15 protein-coding genes are annotated in these 15,993 nt (G+C 37.2%); 6 read left to right on the top strand and 9 right to left on the bottom strand.

The window, feature by feature from the left end:
• The first annotated feature begins 11 nt into the window (after positions 1-11).
• The gene (locus ABY285_RS00150) at positions 12-797 is read left to right on the top strand and encodes a hypothetical protein (protein ID WP_372765760.1); all 786 of its coding nucleotides are present in this window, start codon (positions 12-14) and stop codon (positions 795-797) included.
• A gap of 3 nt (positions 798-800) precedes the next feature.
• Here ABY285_RS00150 and hypE read toward each other — a convergent pair whose 3' ends face one another.
• The 7 genes from hypE to ABY285_RS00115 form a co-directional block, all read right to left on the bottom strand.
• Entirely contained in the window at positions 801-1,820 is a 1,020-nt protein-coding gene (gene hypE / locus ABY285_RS00145) for a hydrogenase expression/formation protein HypE (RefSeq protein WP_372765758.1), read from the bottom strand.
• Positions 1,821-1,827: 7 nt separating this feature from the next.
• The gene (gene hypD, locus ABY285_RS00140; protein ID WP_372765756.1) at positions 1,828-2,919 is read right to left on the bottom strand and encodes a hydrogenase formation protein HypD; all 1,092 of its coding nucleotides are present in this window, start codon (positions 2,917-2,919) and stop codon (positions 1,828-1,830) included.
• Positions 2,916-5,168 carry a carbamoyltransferase HypF gene (hypF, locus tag ABY285_RS00135; protein WP_372765754.1) on the bottom strand — a complete coding sequence of 751 codons (2,253 nt, stop codon included), beginning with the start codon at positions 5,166-5,168 and terminating at the stop codon, positions 2,916-2,918. The genes hypD and hypF overlap by 4 nt, the downstream gene beginning before the upstream one ends.
• A gap of 84 nt (positions 5,169-5,252) precedes the next feature.
• Positions 5,253-5,786, bottom strand: coding sequence for a hydrogenase maturation protease (locus tag ABY285_RS00130; protein ID WP_372765752.1), 534 nt, complete (start codon positions 5,784-5,786; stop codon positions 5,253-5,255).
• A gap of 90 nt (positions 5,787-5,876) precedes the next feature.
• Positions 5,877-6,593 carry a Ni/Fe-hydrogenase, b-type cytochrome subunit gene (gene cybH / locus ABY285_RS00125; RefSeq protein WP_372765750.1) on the bottom strand — a complete coding sequence of 239 codons (717 nt, stop codon included), beginning with the start codon at positions 6,591-6,593 and terminating at the stop codon, positions 5,877-5,879.
• A gap of 10 nt (positions 6,594-6,603) precedes the next feature.
• A complete protein-coding gene (locus ABY285_RS00120) occupies positions 6,604-8,340 on the bottom strand; it encodes a nickel-dependent hydrogenase large subunit (RefSeq protein WP_372765748.1) in 1,737 nt (578 codons plus the stop codon).
• 11 nt (positions 8,341-8,351) lie between these two features.
• Positions 8,352-9,476 carry a hydrogenase small subunit gene (locus ABY285_RS00115; RefSeq protein WP_372765746.1) on the bottom strand — a complete coding sequence of 375 codons (1,125 nt, stop codon included), beginning with the start codon at positions 9,474-9,476 and terminating at the stop codon, positions 8,352-8,354.
• 248 nt (positions 9,477-9,724) lie between these two features.
• Here ABY285_RS00115 and ABY285_RS00110 point away from each other — a divergent pair, with 248 nt between their 5' ends.
• The 3 genes from ABY285_RS00110 to ABY285_RS00100 all read left to right on the top strand — a co-directional run bounded on the left by ABY285_RS00110 (position 9,725) and on the right by ABY285_RS00100 (position 11,365).
• On the top strand, positions 9,725-10,066 hold the full coding sequence (locus ABY285_RS00110; protein ID WP_372765744.1) for a hydrogenase maturation nickel metallochaperone HypA: 342 nt from the start codon (positions 9,725-9,727) through the stop codon (positions 10,064-10,066).
• A 12-nt stretch (positions 10,067-10,078) separates the two neighbouring features.
• Entirely contained in the window at positions 10,079-10,915 is an 837-nt protein-coding gene (gene hypB / locus ABY285_RS00105) for a hydrogenase nickel incorporation protein HypB (RefSeq protein ID WP_372765742.1), read from the top strand.
• Positions 10,916-11,119: 204 nt separating this feature from the next.
• Positions 11,120-11,365, top strand: coding sequence for a HypC/HybG/HupF family hydrogenase formation chaperone (locus tag ABY285_RS00100; protein WP_372765740.1), 246 nt, complete (start codon positions 11,120-11,122; stop codon positions 11,363-11,365).
• Between the two features lie 96 nt (positions 11,366-11,461).
• On the opposite strand, the gene ABY285_RS00095 is transcribed toward ABY285_RS00100, so the two are convergent.
• Positions 11,462-11,923 (bottom strand): thioredoxin family protein, encoded by a 462-nt coding sequence (locus ABY285_RS00095; protein WP_372765738.1) that lies wholly within the window; start codon positions 11,921-11,923, stop codon positions 11,462-11,464.
• A gap of 97 nt (positions 11,924-12,020) precedes the next feature.
• Entirely contained in the window at positions 12,021-13,538 is a 1,518-nt protein-coding gene (gpmI, locus tag ABY285_RS00090) for a 2,3-bisphosphoglycerate-independent phosphoglycerate mutase (RefSeq protein ID WP_372765736.1), read from the bottom strand.
• A gap of 200 nt (positions 13,539-13,738) precedes the next feature.
• On the opposite strand from gpmI, the gene ABY285_RS00085 reads away from it, so the two are divergent.
• Together ABY285_RS00085 and ABY285_RS00080 are read left to right on the top strand one after the other, a co-directional pair.
• Positions 13,739-15,484: an aromatic amino acid hydroxylase gene (locus ABY285_RS00085; protein WP_372765735.1), complete on the top strand. Its 1,746-nt coding sequence runs from the start codon at positions 13,739-13,741 to the stop codon at positions 15,482-15,484.
• Positions 15,485-15,551: 67 nt separating this feature from the next.
• On the top strand, positions 15,552-15,863 hold the full coding sequence (locus ABY285_RS00080) for a rhodanese-like domain-containing protein (protein WP_372765734.1): 312 nt from the start codon (positions 15,552-15,554) through the stop codon (positions 15,861-15,863).
• Positions 15,864-15,993: the final 130 nt, after the last annotated feature.

Raw genomic sequence — 15,993 nt, 5'->3', positions numbered from 1 at the left:
TTAAGCATCTAATGGAATTATCTTTTCCCATTTTTGCAGGTATTATTGCTGCAATACTCCATGTAATTTCAGGTCCGGATCATTTGGCGGCAGTAACGCCTTTTGCCATTGAAAGTAAAAAGAAAGCTTGGAAAGTCGGGCTTTTTTGGGGCATCGGACATTTGTTGGGCATGCTTTCCATTGGCGTCTTATTTTTGATGTTCAAAGATTTGATTCCCATTGAAAAAATATCGATGCATAGCGAAAAAATGGTTGGCCTTATTTTAATTGGTTTGGCCTTGTGGATTTTTTTTAAAATTCTTAAAGAAGGAAAACACCATAAACATACCCATGTGCACGCTGAAGGAAATCCGAGGATTCACACGCATCCGCACATTCATGAGGAGGCGGAACCATTAATTAACACACATTCACAAAATAGCTATATTGTAAGTGAAGTAATTAGGAAACACTCACACATTCACCAAAATGAAAAATCACACACGCATAGCAATACAACTTTAAAACAAGGAATTTTAGCCTCTTTATCGGTTGGTTTTATTCACGGTTTGGCCGGCGTTGCTCATTTCTTGTTATTTCTCCCCGTAATCGGGTTTACCTCAAAACTGGATTCAGCCAAATACATTTTGGGTTTTGGAATTGGAACTTTACTGGCAATGATTTCCTTTGCTTTTGTGATTGGCAGTATGGCTTCATTTTCAAAACAAAATCCCAACGTTTCTTTTTTCAAAGGCATACGGATGGCCGGCGGCTTTTTCGCGTTTATTATTGGTATTTATTGGGTTGTGGCAAATTAAAAGCTAGCAAATTCGTGGCAATTGTTCGCCCACCAGCGGACTCACAATGCGTTTTCCGCCAATTAAACTTTCCATGACCACTTTGTTTGGATGTTCTTGTGTGATTTCACCAATAAGTGCTGCATTTATTCCTTTTTTGTGATTTCTCATCAAGGTTAAAACTTCCGTTTCAATACTCGGGTCAACAACCACCAAAAACACGCCTTCATTGGCAACATACATGGGGTCTAATCCTAACATTTCGCAGGCTGCAGCAACTTGTTTTTCCATTGGAATGGCAATTTCTTTTAAGAAAACACCTTTTGAAATGTCATTGGCAATTTCATGCAAAACCGTTCCCAGTCCGCCGCGTGTTGGATCCCTGAACAGCTTTATTTTTTCGCCGAAGGCATCCAGTAAATCCCTTACCAAAAAGTTTAAATTGGTGGTATCACTAACCAAATCCGATTCAAATTCCAATCCTTCGCGCTCGCTCATAATGGCCATTCCGTGTTGGGCAATGTAGCCATTTACCAAAATTTTATCTCCTGCTTTTATGTTATGCACGGAAATTGCCGCTTTGGGGTGCACTTGACCAAAACCTGTAGTATTGATAAAAATTTTATCGCCTTTTCCGCGTTCAACCACTTTGGTGTCTCCGGTAATAATGAGCACGCCACTTTCATCGGCCGCTTTTTTTACGGAAGCCACAATTCTTGTAAATTCCTCCATTTTTAAGCCTTCTTCAATAATAAAAGCCAAAGACAAATATTTAGGAATGGCGCCACACATGGCCACATCATTTACGGTTCCGTTCACCGCCAGTTCGCCAATATTTCCGCCTTTAAAAAATATGGGCGTAATCACAAAACTATCGGTTGAAATCGCAATTTTAGAATGGACCTCTATAATGGCTCCATCGTGTTTTTGATCTAAAAACGGATTGCTAAAGGTGTTGAAAATAACTTTGTCCAGTAAATTTCTTGTTAGTTCGCCACCACTTCCGTGACCTAAATTAATGGTTTCAAATCCTGAGGTGTCCATATTTGTTTTAAGCTGTTAAATTATTTGAAAAATGATAATATGCTGCACAAGCGCCTTCCGAGGAAACCATAGGTGCACCAAGTGGATTGGCAGGTTTGCAGGCTTTGCCAAATTGATCGCACTGATTTGGTTTTTTAATGCCACGCAATATTTCTCCTGCAATGCAATTTGGGTTTTCGGGTACTTTAATGTGGCTGATGTTAAATTTTGCTTCGGCATCGTATTTTCTGTAGGCTTCTTTAATTACATAGCCGCTGTTTGGAATTTCACCAATGCCTCGCCATTCTCTTGCACCAACTTCAAAAACTTTTTGTATTACCGAAATGGCAGCCTCGTTGCCTTGTTCTTTTACAACTCTGGCATACTGATTTTCCAATTTATAAATCCCTTCTTCCAATTGCTTTACCGCCATATAAATGCCCTGGACCAAATCCAAAGGCTCAAAACCAGTGATGACAATCGGGATTTTATATTTTTCGACTAGCGGATAATATTCCTGCATCCCCATAATGGCACAAACATGGCCTGCGCCTAAAAAAGCATCAATACTACACAATTTATCGTCTAAAATAGCCTCCATCGCCGGAGGCACCAAAACATGCGAAGCCAAAATGGTATAGTTGTTTAAGCCTTCTTTTTCGGCATGTAAAACAGATAAGGCATTTGCCGGAGCAGTGGTTTCAAAACCAACTGCAAAAAAAACGACTTCTTTGTCGGGGTTTTCCTTGGCAATGGAAACTGCTTCCAAAGGGGAATATAAAATCCGCAAATCTCCTCCAACTGCTTTTGCTTCCAACAAACTTTTTTTGCTTCCCGGCACGCGAATCATATCGCCAAATGAACAAACGATAACGCCTTTTTCCAGCAATTCAATGGCTTTGTCAATTAAATTGAGCGGCGTTACGCAAACCGGACAACCGGGACCATGTATCATTCTTACCTTTTCGGGCAACAAATCTAAAATGCCGTTTTTAACCAAACTATGCGTTTGTCCGCCGCAAATTTCCATGACGTTCCATGCTCTCGTGCTGATTTTATGAATTTCATCCAAAATTTTCTTGGTGGCTTCAAAATTTCGATATTCATTTAAATATTTCATTTTGTTATGTTTAAATAATGCATTACTTGTCCAAAAGAGCTGTTTTCATCGTTAGGCGATAAATTTTTATGAAAATACAATTTTATTTCTTTAGGTGCTAATGCTGTTAAGATGTCTATCAAAGTTGTATTTTGAAATACGCCGCCGCTTAAAGCAATATGTTGGTAATTTTTGGCTTTTGCCAACTCAATTATTGAAAATGCCAACGTATATAGAAAGTTTAAAATAATCTGTTCCGTTGGTGTTCCGTTTTGAATATCCCCATAAATATTTTTAATGATTTCTTTTGCCGAAATACCATTTTCTGCAGCCGATAAATAACATCTGCACGATTTAAGATGATATTTCATAATCCTGTTTTCCAACAAAATAGCCGCTTCACCTTCGTAAGTATTGTAATCGGTAATATTTAATAAGGAAGCCACAGCATCAAACAATCTTCCTGTAGATGAGGTTTTTAATTTATTCGTTTTTTTTATCGCTTGATAGGTTTTGAGTTCATTTGGGGTAAATTTCCCCTTTAATACGGCAATCATTTCATCAGAAGCCAATGAAAGTAAAGACAATCTGGGTTCTTTTGCCATTTTATCACCAAACAACCAGTCGAAATAATCAATATGATTGATTCTTGCAATTTCATGTGCTTCATAATTAAAAAACTCACCGCCCCAAATGGCGCCATCATCGCCATAACCGGTTCCGTCAAAAATTACGCCCAAAACTTTTTCTGAAAATAATTGGTGTTCCCCCAAAATGGCTGAAAAATGTGCTTTATGATGCTGAATTTCAATTAAATTTGATCTGTTTTTTTGAACCAATTCTTTACCTAATTGGGTACTCTGATAGCCGGGATGCTTATCAACCAAAACCACTTCGGGTTGTTGTTCAAAAATAGTGGTAAAAGCCTTAGCCATATTGGTAAATCGACTAAATACATCAAAATTTTGAAGGTTCCCGAGGTACTGACTTACATACAAATATTCATTGGGGTAAAATGCGATGCTGCTTTTTAAATCGGCGCCCATGGCCATAACTTTTTCTTCGGAATTAAGCTGTGCATCAAAATAATTTGGTGCATAACCACGAGCTCTTCGAAACAAAACTTTCTGATGAGACCTGGAACTGAATTTCACGACAGAATCGTCTTGCGGGTTCGTAATTTCCAGAGGGTGCTGCACAAAATAATCGGCAACATTGTTTAATTTTTCAAACGCTTCTGCGTTGTCGTGTATAATAGGGGAGCCGTGAATATTTCCGCTGGTTGCAACTATTGGAAAGTTTAATTCGTTGGCCAATAATTGTAAAATTCCTGAGTAGGGCAATAGCACACCTAGCTGATTTAAACCTGGTGCAACAGCATTTAATTTAATATTTCCTTTATAATTTCCTAAAGGAATAATGGTTATTGGTCTTTCGGCGGAAGTGAGAGATTTAAGTTGATGCACATTTAGTATAAAGTCATTTTGTAAAAATTTTAAAGAAGGAAATAAAACGGCAAAAGGCTTGTTTGGCCTGTTTTTTTTGGTGCGTAATTTTTGGATTACAGTCTCATTTTCGGCATTGCAGCATAACAAATACCCGCTTGTGTTTTTAAGGGCAACAATATTTCCTTCATACAGCAACTTTGTTATTTTTTTAAAAATATTTTGAGGCGTTGAAGGAACAATATTTCCAAGATTATCTGACAAAATTAGCACAATTCCGCAGGTAGGACATGTGTTGGTTTGTGAATGAAATCGGCGGTCGGCGGGATTTGAATATTCTTTTTCACATTCAGCGCACATGGGGAAATCATTGATGCTGGTATGGTCTCTTTCAAAAGGAAAAGTTTTTGTAATAGCCCAGCGCGGACCGCAATTTACGCAGGTCGTAAACGGATAGTTGAAACGTTGGTTTTCCGGATTCTGAATGTCTTTTTTGCAGTCGTCACAGATGGCAAAATCGGGTGTTAATGATAAATTTAACTGGCCAATTTTGCTGGATGGAATAATATTGAAATCGGCAAATTCCAAAAAATCGATTTGGGTGATTTTAGGGTTTTTTATTTTGGAAACCGGCGGTGGATTTTTAATTAATTTTTCGTAAAAATGTCGAATATTATCTTTAAATCCAGTGATAAAAATAACAACGCCTTCTTCATTATTTGAAACAGTTCCAGTTAAAGAAAAGGATTTTGCCAAACCATAAACAAACGGACGAAACCCAACCCCCTGCACTTGTCCGGAAATAGAAATTTTATAGGTTGGCATTTGTAGAAAGTTAAAAGTTAAAGTTAAAATTTAAAAGTTAACAAATAACACTTTATAACCAACAACCAACAACCAACAACCAAATTATACATTTTTCAGGTGAAGTGCTTCCGCATGCGTTAATAGTTGTTCAATAATTTTGGGAATGGCATTCTTAACATTTGGGTTCAATTCAATAGTCATAGGCACCAATTCTTCAATGGAAACGGTGAACAAATGAAGATCTGGTTTTTCATCCATTAAATAAACGGCTTCAATCATGTCTTTTAAGCCAACATCATGAACACTTAATGCTGAAGGAAAATCAGAAGCAAATTTTGGCCGAATCAGCGAAATGGTTCCTGCAGGTTTTCCATCCATAGTGGCATCCACAAAAATAATGGTTTGGTAGGCTTCAAAACAATTCAGTAAAAGAAATCCGCCAGTTCCTCCATCTAAAATATCAACATATTCAGGCAATTTTATTTTAGCCATTTCTTGCATTACGTGAACACCAATACCTTCATCTCCCATTAAATAATTGCCTACGCCAAGAATTAAAATACTGTTCGATTTGTCTTTTTCAAAAAAATAGGAATCGCTGCTGATGGCAATTGGAGTTCTTTTTAGGGTATTCATTTTTATAAATTTAAAAAAGCAAATTCATTCAACTTAAAAAAGCAGTGGTCGAATGAATTCGCTTTAAGGCTTGGTTATTATTATTATTAATTATTCTTTTTTTTCTTCTTCCTTCGCTTTTTTTAATCGCTCTTCACTAACGAATTTATAGCCGCCAAACATAGAGGATACTTCCCCGCGACCTTCTAACCAGTCATGATAAAATACCAAATACACGTGTATTAAAGTAAAGAATATAAATCCCCACATCGCAATATGATGGATGTTGCGAACCATAAAGTCCCCACCAAATAAGGGCGTTACCCAACTAAACATTTTTGGCAACCACCAGGTTGATGTGTCAGCATATAGTGCAAAACCTGTAAAAACTGAAATTAATGCAATTAAAAACAGGCCAATATAGGAAACTGCCGCAAGGCTGTTATGGCCAATGCTGATATTTTTTAATTCGGGATTCTTATCATTCCTTAATAAAATATCATTTTTTAATACGTGCTTTAAATTACTCCAGCTTTTTTTTGTGAAAGGCCAATAGGCGCGCCAACTTGCAAACTGGTTTCCTACAAATGACCAATACACGCGTAAAATCATATTAAAAAAGAAAATGTATGCAGCGATAAAATGAATATACCTAACAATTCCAAAGGAATGCAAATTTGTAGCTTCTGCACTTGAAACAAGTGCGGGCGGATTGGCAATTAAAAATCCCGAAAGGGTAAGCGTCAAAATACAGAGTACATTTATCCAATGGAAAATCCGAACCGGCAATTCCCAAACCAACACGCGTTTAAAATTTCTAGTTTCCATAATTTATAGTTTAACTGTCACAACTTGCAATATTTTGAACCTGGGAAATATGATTCCCGTGTTCATCGTATAAATGTACGGCACAAGCCAAACAAGGATCAAAAGAATGGATGGTACGTATAATTTCTAATGGCAATTCAGGATCTGCCACAGGTGTACCAATTAAGGCAGCTTCATAAGCCGAACGCTGTCCTTTTGGATCTCGTGGAGAAGCATTCCATGTAGAAGGAACTACCATTTGATAATTTTCTGTTTTTTTATCTTTAATGGTTATCCAATGTGCCAATGCGCCTCGTGGAGCTTCCATAAACCCAACACCTTTGGCTTCATCTGGCCAGCTGGAAGGTTCCCAACTGTCTGTATTTGCCATGCGTTCATCACCATTCTTAATGTTATTCATTAAAGTATCATAGAATTCAATGGTCCATTTTGCTACCAATTGGGTTTCAATTCCGCGTGCGGCAGTTCTTCCCAAAGTTGAGAATAAGGCATCAACAGGAACATTTAAATGTGCCAAGGCGCCATTTACGGCATCTTGAATTTCTTTATTTCCTCTTCCATAACCTACCAATAAACGGGCAAGTGGGCCAACTTCCATTGGCAATCCTTTCCAGCGTGGCGTTTTAACAAAACTGTATTTTTCCTCCACATTTAAAAATTCGTAAGGAGGTTTAGGTCCAGAATATTTGATATTGGTTTCCCCTTCCCAAGGATGTCTTCCTTTGTCTTTTCCTTCCGCATAATCATCATACCATGAGTTGTTTACAAATTCTTCAATTTCATCACTGTTTCTATGATCAACATCAAGGACTTTAGACAAGTCATTATTTAAAATAATACCTGAAGGGAATTTAAAGCCTGACATATCAGCATAGCCATTTGTTGGGAAATCGCCATAAGACATGTAGTTTCCGAATCCTTTTCCTATGGCTCCCCAATCTTTATAGAAAGAAGCGATGGCCAATAAATCCGGAATATAAACCTGGTCGATAAAATCTTTCCCTTCTTTTAATAATTTTCCTACATATGCCAATCGTTCGGCATTTAAACCTCCGGCGCCATCTGAGTTTATGGCACAAGCCATACCGCCAACCAAATAATTTGGGTGTGGATTTTTTCCGCCGAAAATGGTGTGTACTTTTACGATTTCTTTTTGCCATTCCAAGGCTTCCAAATAATGGGCGACTGCCAATAAATTAACTTCGGCAGGCAATTTCATTTGGGGATGTCCCCAATAACCGTTAGCGAAAATTCCTAATTGTCCGCTTTCCACAAATTTTTGAATTCTTTTTTGCACATCGGAAAAATAGCCTGGAGAACTTTTTGGCCAATTTGAAATACTCTGCGCTATTTCAGATGTTTTCTTAGGATCGGCTTTTAGGGCATTTACAATATCTACCCAGTCTAATGCGTGTAAATGATAAAAGTGAACGGTATGGTCATGCATATATAAAGCACCTTCCATAATATTTCGAACCATTTCGGCATTTGGAGGGACAGCAATTCCCAAAGCATCTTCAACGGCTCTTACTGATGTTAGTGCATGAACTGTAGTACAAACGCCGCAGGTACGTTGCACAAAAGCCCAAACATCTCTGGGGTCTCGTCCTTTAACAATACTTTCTATACCTCTAACCATGGTGCTGGAACTAAAGGCATCTACGATGACACCGTCTTTAATTTCAGCTTCTATTCTTAAATGACCTTCAATTCTGGTAATTGGGTCAACTACTATTCTATTTGCCATTGTATTATGTTTTAGAAATCAATATTTTTTTCATTGGTTTTACCTCTTTTGGTTCTGTCTGAAAGCTCTTTTCGCTTAGAGATATTTGCGCCAATTGCATGTACGACAACACCTCCTGCAAGAACACCTGCGGCAACTTTTCCAACCGTATCTGCGTTACTTTCCACTGCAAAACCAGGGACGTTGGTTGTTCTTTCATAGAATGGTCCATTGTCCCAGAAATTTTCTTCACTGCATCCTATGCATCCGTGACCAGACTGAATAGGATAACTAACGCCATTGTTCCATTTTATAGTTCCGCAAGAGTTGTAAGTCATAGGCCCTTTGCATCCAACTTTATATAAGCAATAACCATTTTTGGAATTTTGATCATCAAAGGTTTCCGCAAATAATCCGGCATCATAATAAGGGCGTCGGTAGCAACTGTCGTGTACCCGTTTTCCATAAAATGCTTTTGGTCTTCCCAATCGGTCTAACTCAGGCAATCTTCCGAAGGCAACCACATGCATGATGACACCAGCCATAACTTCACCAATTGGCGGACAACCGGGAACCTTTATAATAGGTTTGTTTTTTACTATTTTATGAATAGGCGTTGCGCCTGTAGGATTTGGTTTTGCAGCCTGTATGCATCCGTTAGATGCACAGCTGCCCCAAGCAATAATTGCTTTTGCCCCTTCAGCGGCTTCCAAAAATGTTTCTTTTGCCGATTTTCCTGCGATACAGCAATAATTTCCGTCATCACCTAAAGGAATTGAACCCTCAACACAAAGAATGTATTCTCCTTTGTATTTATCCATGATTGCTTTTTTAGCTGCTTCAGCCTGATGTCCGGAAGCCGCCATTAACGTTAATGTGTAATCCAAGGAGATTCTGTCTAAAATAATATCGGCCACAATAGGGTGGTTCGACCTGATAAAAGATTCGCTGCAACATGTGCATTCTTGGTAGTGTTCCCAAATGATAGGTATTCTGGGTGTTTTTTCCAAAGATTCAGCTATTTGTCCAACCATAGTTGATTCCAAGCCCATAAAAGCAGCCATATAAGTAGAAAATTTCAGGAAATCTCTACGGCTATAACCTTGTTTAATGATGCTTTCGTAGTAGGTGTCTCGTTGTTCTTTTTTGGTAGGCATAAGTAAAGTTATTAAGTAATAATAAAGACTTTTTACTCTTGTGCTTTCCACTTTAAAAAAAGCACAGAGCTAAAATATAAATTTTTTTGGATAAATTCACGTAACTCCTTAATTTAGAATGATTTAAAATAAGATAAATTAATCCGCAATGTTTATTTAAACCAAATAAAAATAACAGAAGATAATTTGTATTCATATGTTTATTTGCAGATAATTTATATATTTGAATATAAACCCTTTTTTTAATTATGCACGAGTTATCTATAGCATTGGGGATTGTTAAAATTGCTGAAGATGAAACAGCGAAAGCAAAGGCAACCAGCGTTACAAAAATTGAACTTGAAATAGGTGTTTTGTCGGGTATTGAACTTGATTCTTTGAATTTTATTTGGGAATCGGCAATTAAGGAAACGGTCCTTGAGTTTGCCGAAAAAGAGATTATTGTTATTCCTGGAAAAGGAAAGTGTGTTGATTGCGATACGGAATTTGAGATGGTGAACTTATTTGATCCTTGCCCCTACTGCAACAGTTATTTTAAAGGTATTTTGCAGGGAAAAGAATTGAGGGTAAAAGCATTGGAAGTCATTTAAAACTAATTTATTATGTGTGGAACTTGTGGCTGTGGCACCGAAAATAACGGTCCAACTATTTCAAAACCGGGTGAAGAGAATCATCACCATCATAATGGTCATTCTCATGATGAACAGCACCATCATGGCGGTCATTCTCATGACCAACATCATCATCATCACAATGACAGTCATTCCCATTCGCACGACCACGACCATAAACACAAAGTGTTGGAAATTGAACAGGACATTCTTCAAAACAATCAGCTTTTAGCTGCCAGAAACAGGGGTTATTTTGAAGCGAAAAATATATTTGCCTTAAACTTGGTAAGTTCCCCCGGCTCTGGAAAAACAACCCTTTTGGAACGCACTTTGGCCGATTTAAAAACAGAAATTCCATTTTATGTTGTTGAAGGCGATCAGCAAACGCTAAATGATGCCAACAGAATTGCCGCACTCGATGTTCCCGTAATTCAGATAAACACTGGCAAAGGCTGTCATTTAGAAAGCGATATGGTTTATGAGGCCGTTAAAAAGTTGAACCTAAAGGATAATTCGGTTTTAATGATAGAAAACGTGGGCAATTTGGTTTGTCCGTCTATGTTCGATTTGGGCGAAAATAAACGCGTTGTCATCATAAGTACTACAGAAGGCGAAGACAAGCCTATAAAATATCCCGATATGTTTTTTACCTCAGACATTTGTATTATCAATAAAATAGATTTACTGCCTTATGTAAATATAAATGTAGAAAGTATAAAAAAATATGCGTTGCAGGTAAATCCGAAGTTGCTGTTTTTTGAAGTTTCCGCAACCACGGGTGAAGGTATGGAGGCTTGGTATGCGTGGTTGAAAGAAAATATAGTTTGAAAGTTGTAAAGTTGAAAGTTGAAAAGTTCAATTCTCCTCTTGTAGAGGGGATAGGGGGTGTGTTTTTATTTGAACAGTGAAGTGAATATTAAAAGAAAAAAATCAAATATTCTGAAAGTTGAACGTTTAAGGCAAAATCAAAAATCCTGACACCCCGAGCAGAGTTGAAGGGCAACATTCAAAAATCGTAAATCGTAAATTATTATGTGTTTATCAATTCCCGGAAAATTAATAGAAATTACTTCTCAGCTGGATGAAACTTTCAGATTAGGGAAAGTATCTTTTGATGGAATAATAAAAGAGGTGAGCCTAACCCTGGTGCCAGAAGCCAATGTTGGCGATTATGTATTGGTACATGTGGGCGCAGCCATTTCTACCATTAATGAAGAAGAGGCGAAAAAAACTTTTGACATCTTAAAACAACTCGGTGAGCTTCAGGATTTGGAGTAAGCCCTTAAAAATGGGGGGATTTTTAACCTTTCTTAAGGATTTTATCTCTCTTTTTCTTTAAAATTATCAGTTCCCCCTTTGGGGGCTAGGGGGCTTTTATTCATAAGAATGTTTGTAAGGTTGGCCGCTAACAATTTTTAAAAGATCTTCTTCAACAGACGCTCTTGGGTATTCAACAAATCGTCCAATTTCTTTATTATTTTTATAAACGATAAAGGTAGGGACCCTTTCAATATTAAAACCTTCCTGTAAATTATCCGGAGTGGATTTACTTCTGTTTACGGTAATTAATTCTAACTGGTTATAGTTAAAATCGGCTTCGTCCAAAATTTTATAAAAAACAGGTGTTTGGTCTTTACTGTCGTCGCACCAAGTTCCCATAAAACCTTTTATGGTCACTTCTTTTAAAAGCGGTTTCAGTTTTTCAATCACTTCCTTGTTGGTTTCATAGGTTGTGTAATTTGGCGTAAACCATGCATTATAAGGTTCTGCAAGAAAACTTTCTTTATTGGCGATGCCAACTAAATTTCCTGTTTCGTCTTTTTCGGCGAATACCATGTTTTGTTGCGCGGAACAACTTATAATGCTAAGGATAAAGATCGAAAAAAATAGGGTTCTCATGGTGTAAAAATTAAATTCCCGTAAAACTACAAAATTAAATTAAGGAATGTCTCGTCATCACAGCTGGTTTTTCAATCCCCATCAATTTTAAAATGGTAGGTGCAATATCACCTAAAACGCCATCGTCAATATGTTTCAAATCCTTATCCACTAAAATTAGGGGAACCGGATTGGTGGTGTGTGATGTATTTGGTGTTCCGTCGGGATTTATCATCGTTTCGCAATTTCCGTGGTCGGCAATGATAATGGTTGTATAGTCGTTTTTTAAAGCAGTCGCAACCACATCTTTCACACATTTGTCAACAGCTTCACAAGCTTTTATCGCCGCCTCCATAACGCCTGTATGTCCAACCATATCACCATTGGCAAAGTTTAAACACACAAAATCGACTTCTTTTTTATCCAATTCGGGAATAATGGCATCACGAATTTCAAAAGCGCTCATTTCAGGTTTCAAATCGTAGGTGGCCACTTTTGGGGATGGGCACAAAATTCGGGTTTCATTTTCAAAAGTATTTTCTCTTCCGCCTGAAAAGAAAAAAGTAACGTGAGGATATTTTTCTGATTCTGCAATCCTGATTTGTTTTTTACCGGCATTTGCCAATACTTCACCCAAGGTATTTTCTAAATTATCTGTATGGTAAATAATATGAATATTTTTGAAGGTATCGTCGTAACTGGTTAGGGTTACGTAATATAATGGCAGCGTTTTCATGCCAAATTCAGGATAATCTTTTTGGGTAAGCACCTCAGTAAGTTCGCGACCTCTATCGGTTCTGTAATTGAAAAAAAGGACAACATCATCAGCTTTAATTTGTGCTTTCGGATGACCATTTTCATCGGTCATGATGATGGGTTTGATAAACTCATCAGTCACGTCTTTAGCATAACTTTCTTCCATGCTTTTAATGGCATTGGCAGATTTTTCACCGGTGGCATTTACAACAGCGTCATAAGCCAATTTTATGCGTTCCCAGCGTTTATCTCTGTCCATGGCAAAATAACGCCCAGTAATTGTAGCCAATTCACCGGTGGTTTCTTTCATATGGTTCTGAATGGTTTCAATAAAACTGATGCCCGATTTTGGATCACAGTCCCTTCCATCAGTAAACGCATGCAAAAACACATTTTTCATGTTGTGTTCGGCAGCGACATCAAGCAATCCTTTTAAGTGATCAATATGGGAATGAATGCCACCATCTGAAACAAGCCCCAACAAGTGAATATTTTTATTGTTTTCTTTCGCGTAAGAAATCGCATCAAGCAACGCTGTTTCTTTTCCAAGCGTTTTATTTTTAACCGCCATGTTCACCCGAACCAGGTTCTGATAAACAATTCTCCCGGCACCTAAATTCATATGTCCAACCTCACTATTTCCCATTTGTCCTTCTGGCAATCCAACATATTCTCCGTCTGTGCGCAAACTTGCATTTGCATATTTGCCGTACAAACTGTCAATATAAGAGGTTTTTGCATTATAAATTGCGGAAACTTTAGGGTCTTGAGTTATTCCCCAGCCATCTAAAATCATTAAAATCACTTTCTTGTTCATAAAAATAGGTGTTATTTTGAAAAACACAAAGATACGAAGTATTCAATTGAAGCGCTTTACAACGGAACCTTAAATTCTTCTAAAAATTACTAAATCGATTGCGAAAAATAAGTCAGAAGGTTAAAATTTGAAACTGACAGATTAAGATAATTTTCCAAAAGAATTTTAAAATTGTAAATTCACAGCATAAATAGCATTAAATGAAAAACGCGATTAAATTCAATAAAGTTACCGAACGGTTGCCAAAACACCTGCACCAGTTCATTGTTAAACAGCCTTATGATGAATATACGGCTCAAAATCAGGCGGTTTGGCGTTATGTGATGCGAATGAACATTGATTTTTTAAGTAAAGTGGCGCACGAATCGTATTTGGAAGGCTTGAAAAAAACAGGAATTTCTGAAAATGAAATTCCGAAAATGGAGGGGATGAACCGCATTTTAAAAGACATTGGCTGGGCAGCGGTTTCTGTAGATGGATTTATTCCTCCAAATGCTTTTATGGAATTTCAGGCTTATAATGTGTTGGTAATTGCTTCCGATATCAGAACAATTGATCATCTTGAATATACGCCGGCACCCGATATTATTCATGAAGCTGCCGGCCATGCACCAATTATTGCAAATCCGGAATATGCCGAATATTTGCGCAGGTTTGGCGAAATAGGCTGTAAGGCAATTTCTTCTTCGGAAGATTATGAGATGTATGAAGCCATCAGGCTGCTTTCTATTTTAAAAGAAGATCCAAATTCTTCCGAAATTGAAATTGAAAATGCGCAGCAAAAAGTGGAAGAATTGCAAAATACCATGGGTGAACTTTCCGAAATGGCGCAAATAAGAAATTTACATTGGTGGACTGTTGAATACGGCTTAATTGGAACGCTGGAAAGTCCGAAGATATATGGCGCGGGATTGCTTTCTTCCATAGGTGAAAGCAAAAAGTGCTTAACGAATCAAGTTAAAAAAGTTCCTTACACCATTGATGCAGCAACTCAAAATTTCGACATTACCAAACCTCAGCCGCAGCTTTTTGTGACACCCGATTTTGCGCATTTAAGTTTTGTGCTGGAAGAATTTGCCAATAAAATGGCATTGAGAAGAGGCGGATTGACAGGTGTTCAAAAATTAATAAAATCTAAAAATATTGGAACAGTAGAATTAAGTACAGGTCTGCAAATATCTGGAGTTTTTTCAAATGTGATTAAAGATGACAATAACAAACCCATTTATATTCAAACTGTCGGGCCAACTGCTTTGGCGAGTAGGGACAAGGAATTGATCGGGCACGGAATAGATTATCATGCAGAAGGTTTTGGCAGTCCGCTAGGAAAATTAAAAGGCATTAATTTGGCTATTGAGGACATGTTTCCCAAGGATTTGGAAGTTTACGGAATTTATGAAGGCAAAAAAACGAGCTTGCTTTTTGAAGGAAATATTAAAGTGGAAGGAGAAGTTATTACAGGGAAACGGGATTTAAAAGGGAAAATTTTACTGATTTCTTTTAATAATTGTACGGTAACACATAACGATAAAGTATTGTTTCAGCCAGAATGGGGGATTTACGATATGGCTGTGGGAAAAGAAATTATTTCGGCCCATGCCGGACCGGCTTCCGTAAATTCGTTTAAGGATATGGGAGAAGTTTCTGCCATTAAAACGCATAAAATTTCTTATTCGGAAGAAGAAATAAAATTGCATAAAATGTATAAAGAAATTGCTGAAATGAGAAAAACAGTTGAAGTAGATTTTCTAAGAATTTCATTAATTTTTGAAAAACTTAAAGCTAATTTCACCTCTGATTGGTTATTGCCGTTGGAAATGTATGAGGTTGTTTACCAATCAAATACAGTAATAGAAACCGAAATTTTAAGCTATTTAACACAGCTTAAAAAAATTAAAAAGCACGAACAGCTTATCGCGAATGGAATATGCTTAATTTCAAAATAGCGTAACTATAGTTGCCAAAGTACGGTTTTATTGAATTATCTTTGCCTAAATTTTAAAATTAAAAAGGATGGGTTTTTTTGGATTATTTGGTGGAGGAAATGATAGCGCTTCAATTGAAGAATATTTAAAAGAAGGTGCTGTTGTTATAGATGTAAGAACAGTCGAAGAGTTTAGAGAAGGACATGTAAAAGGCTCAAAAAACATGGTGTTAAATGCTATTCCTTCAAAAGTGGCAGAGATAAAAAAAATGAATAAAAAGGTAATTGCAGTTTGCAGAAGCGGTGCGAGAAGCGGACAGGCAACCTCTTTTTTAAAGCAACAGGGTATAGACGTTATTAACGGAGGTCCTTGGCAAAATGTTGCAAAGTTTGTAAGCTAAAAATTAAACTAATACATAACAAAAAAAGAGAAGCGATTGCTTCTCTTTTTTTTTGTTATTTGCGATATTTTACATGAAGTTTAGGTTGTAATTTGGATATAGAACATTGATTTTCAGAGCTTTTATTAGA

It is taken from the genome of Lutibacter sp. (genome assembly GCF_041555395.1).
Classification (GTDB): domain Bacteria; phylum Bacteroidota; class Bacteroidia; order Flavobacteriales; family Flavobacteriaceae; genus Lutibacter.
The sequence above is the reverse complement of the archived record's forward strand: the minus strand, read 5'-3'. Positions and strand labels throughout refer to the sequence as shown.

Excerpts from the sequence above, each read along its gene's own strand:
- ABY285_RS00150 (WP_372765760.1), top strand. The coding sequence starts at position 12 with ATGGAATTATCTTTTCCCATTTTTGCAGGTATTATTGCTGCAATACTC.
- hypE (WP_372765758.1), bottom strand. The coding sequence starts at position 1,820 with ATGGACACCTCAGGATTTGAAACCATTAATTTAGGTCACGGAAGTGGT.
- hypD (WP_372765756.1), bottom strand. The coding sequence starts at position 2,919 with ATGAAATATTTAAATGAATATCGAAATTTTGAAGCCACCAAGAAAATT.
- hypF (WP_372765754.1), bottom strand. The coding sequence starts at position 5,168 with ATGCCAACCTATAAAATTTCTATTTCCGGACAAGTGCAGGGGGTTGGG.
- ABY285_RS00130 (WP_372765752.1), bottom strand. The coding sequence starts at position 5,786 with ATGAATACCCTAAAAAGAACTCCAATTGCCATCAGCAGCGATTCCTAT.
- cybH (WP_372765750.1), bottom strand. The coding sequence starts at position 6,593 with ATGGAAACTAGAAATTTTAAACGCGTGTTGGTTTGGGAATTGCCGGTT.
- ABY285_RS00120 (WP_372765748.1), bottom strand. The coding sequence starts at position 8,340 with ATGGCAAATAGAATAGTAGTTGACCCAATTACCAGAATTGAAGGTCAT.
- ABY285_RS00115 (WP_372765746.1), bottom strand. The coding sequence starts at position 9,476 with ATGCCTACCAAAAAAGAACAACGAGACACCTACTACGAAAGCATCATT.
- ABY285_RS00110 (WP_372765744.1), top strand. The coding sequence starts at position 9,725 with ATGCACGAGTTATCTATAGCATTGGGGATTGTTAAAATTGCTGAAGAT.
- hypB (WP_372765742.1), top strand. The coding sequence starts at position 10,079 with ATGTGTGGAACTTGTGGCTGTGGCACCGAAAATAACGGTCCAACTATT.
- ABY285_RS00100 (WP_372765740.1), top strand. The coding sequence starts at position 11,120 with ATGTGTTTATCAATTCCCGGAAAATTAATAGAAATTACTTCTCAGCTG.
- ABY285_RS00095 (WP_372765738.1), bottom strand. The coding sequence starts at position 11,923 with ATGGTATTCGCCGAAAAAGACGAAACAGGAAATTTAGTTGGCATCGCC.
- gpmI (WP_372765736.1), bottom strand. The coding sequence starts at position 13,538 with ATGAACAAGAAAGTGATTTTAATGATTTTAGATGGCTGGGGAATAACT.
- ABY285_RS00085 (WP_372765735.1), top strand. The coding sequence starts at position 13,739 with ATGAAAAACGCGATTAAATTCAATAAAGTTACCGAACGGTTGCCAAAA.
- ABY285_RS00080 (WP_372765734.1), top strand. The coding sequence starts at position 15,552 with ATGGGTTTTTTTGGATTATTTGGTGGAGGAAATGATAGCGCTTCAATT.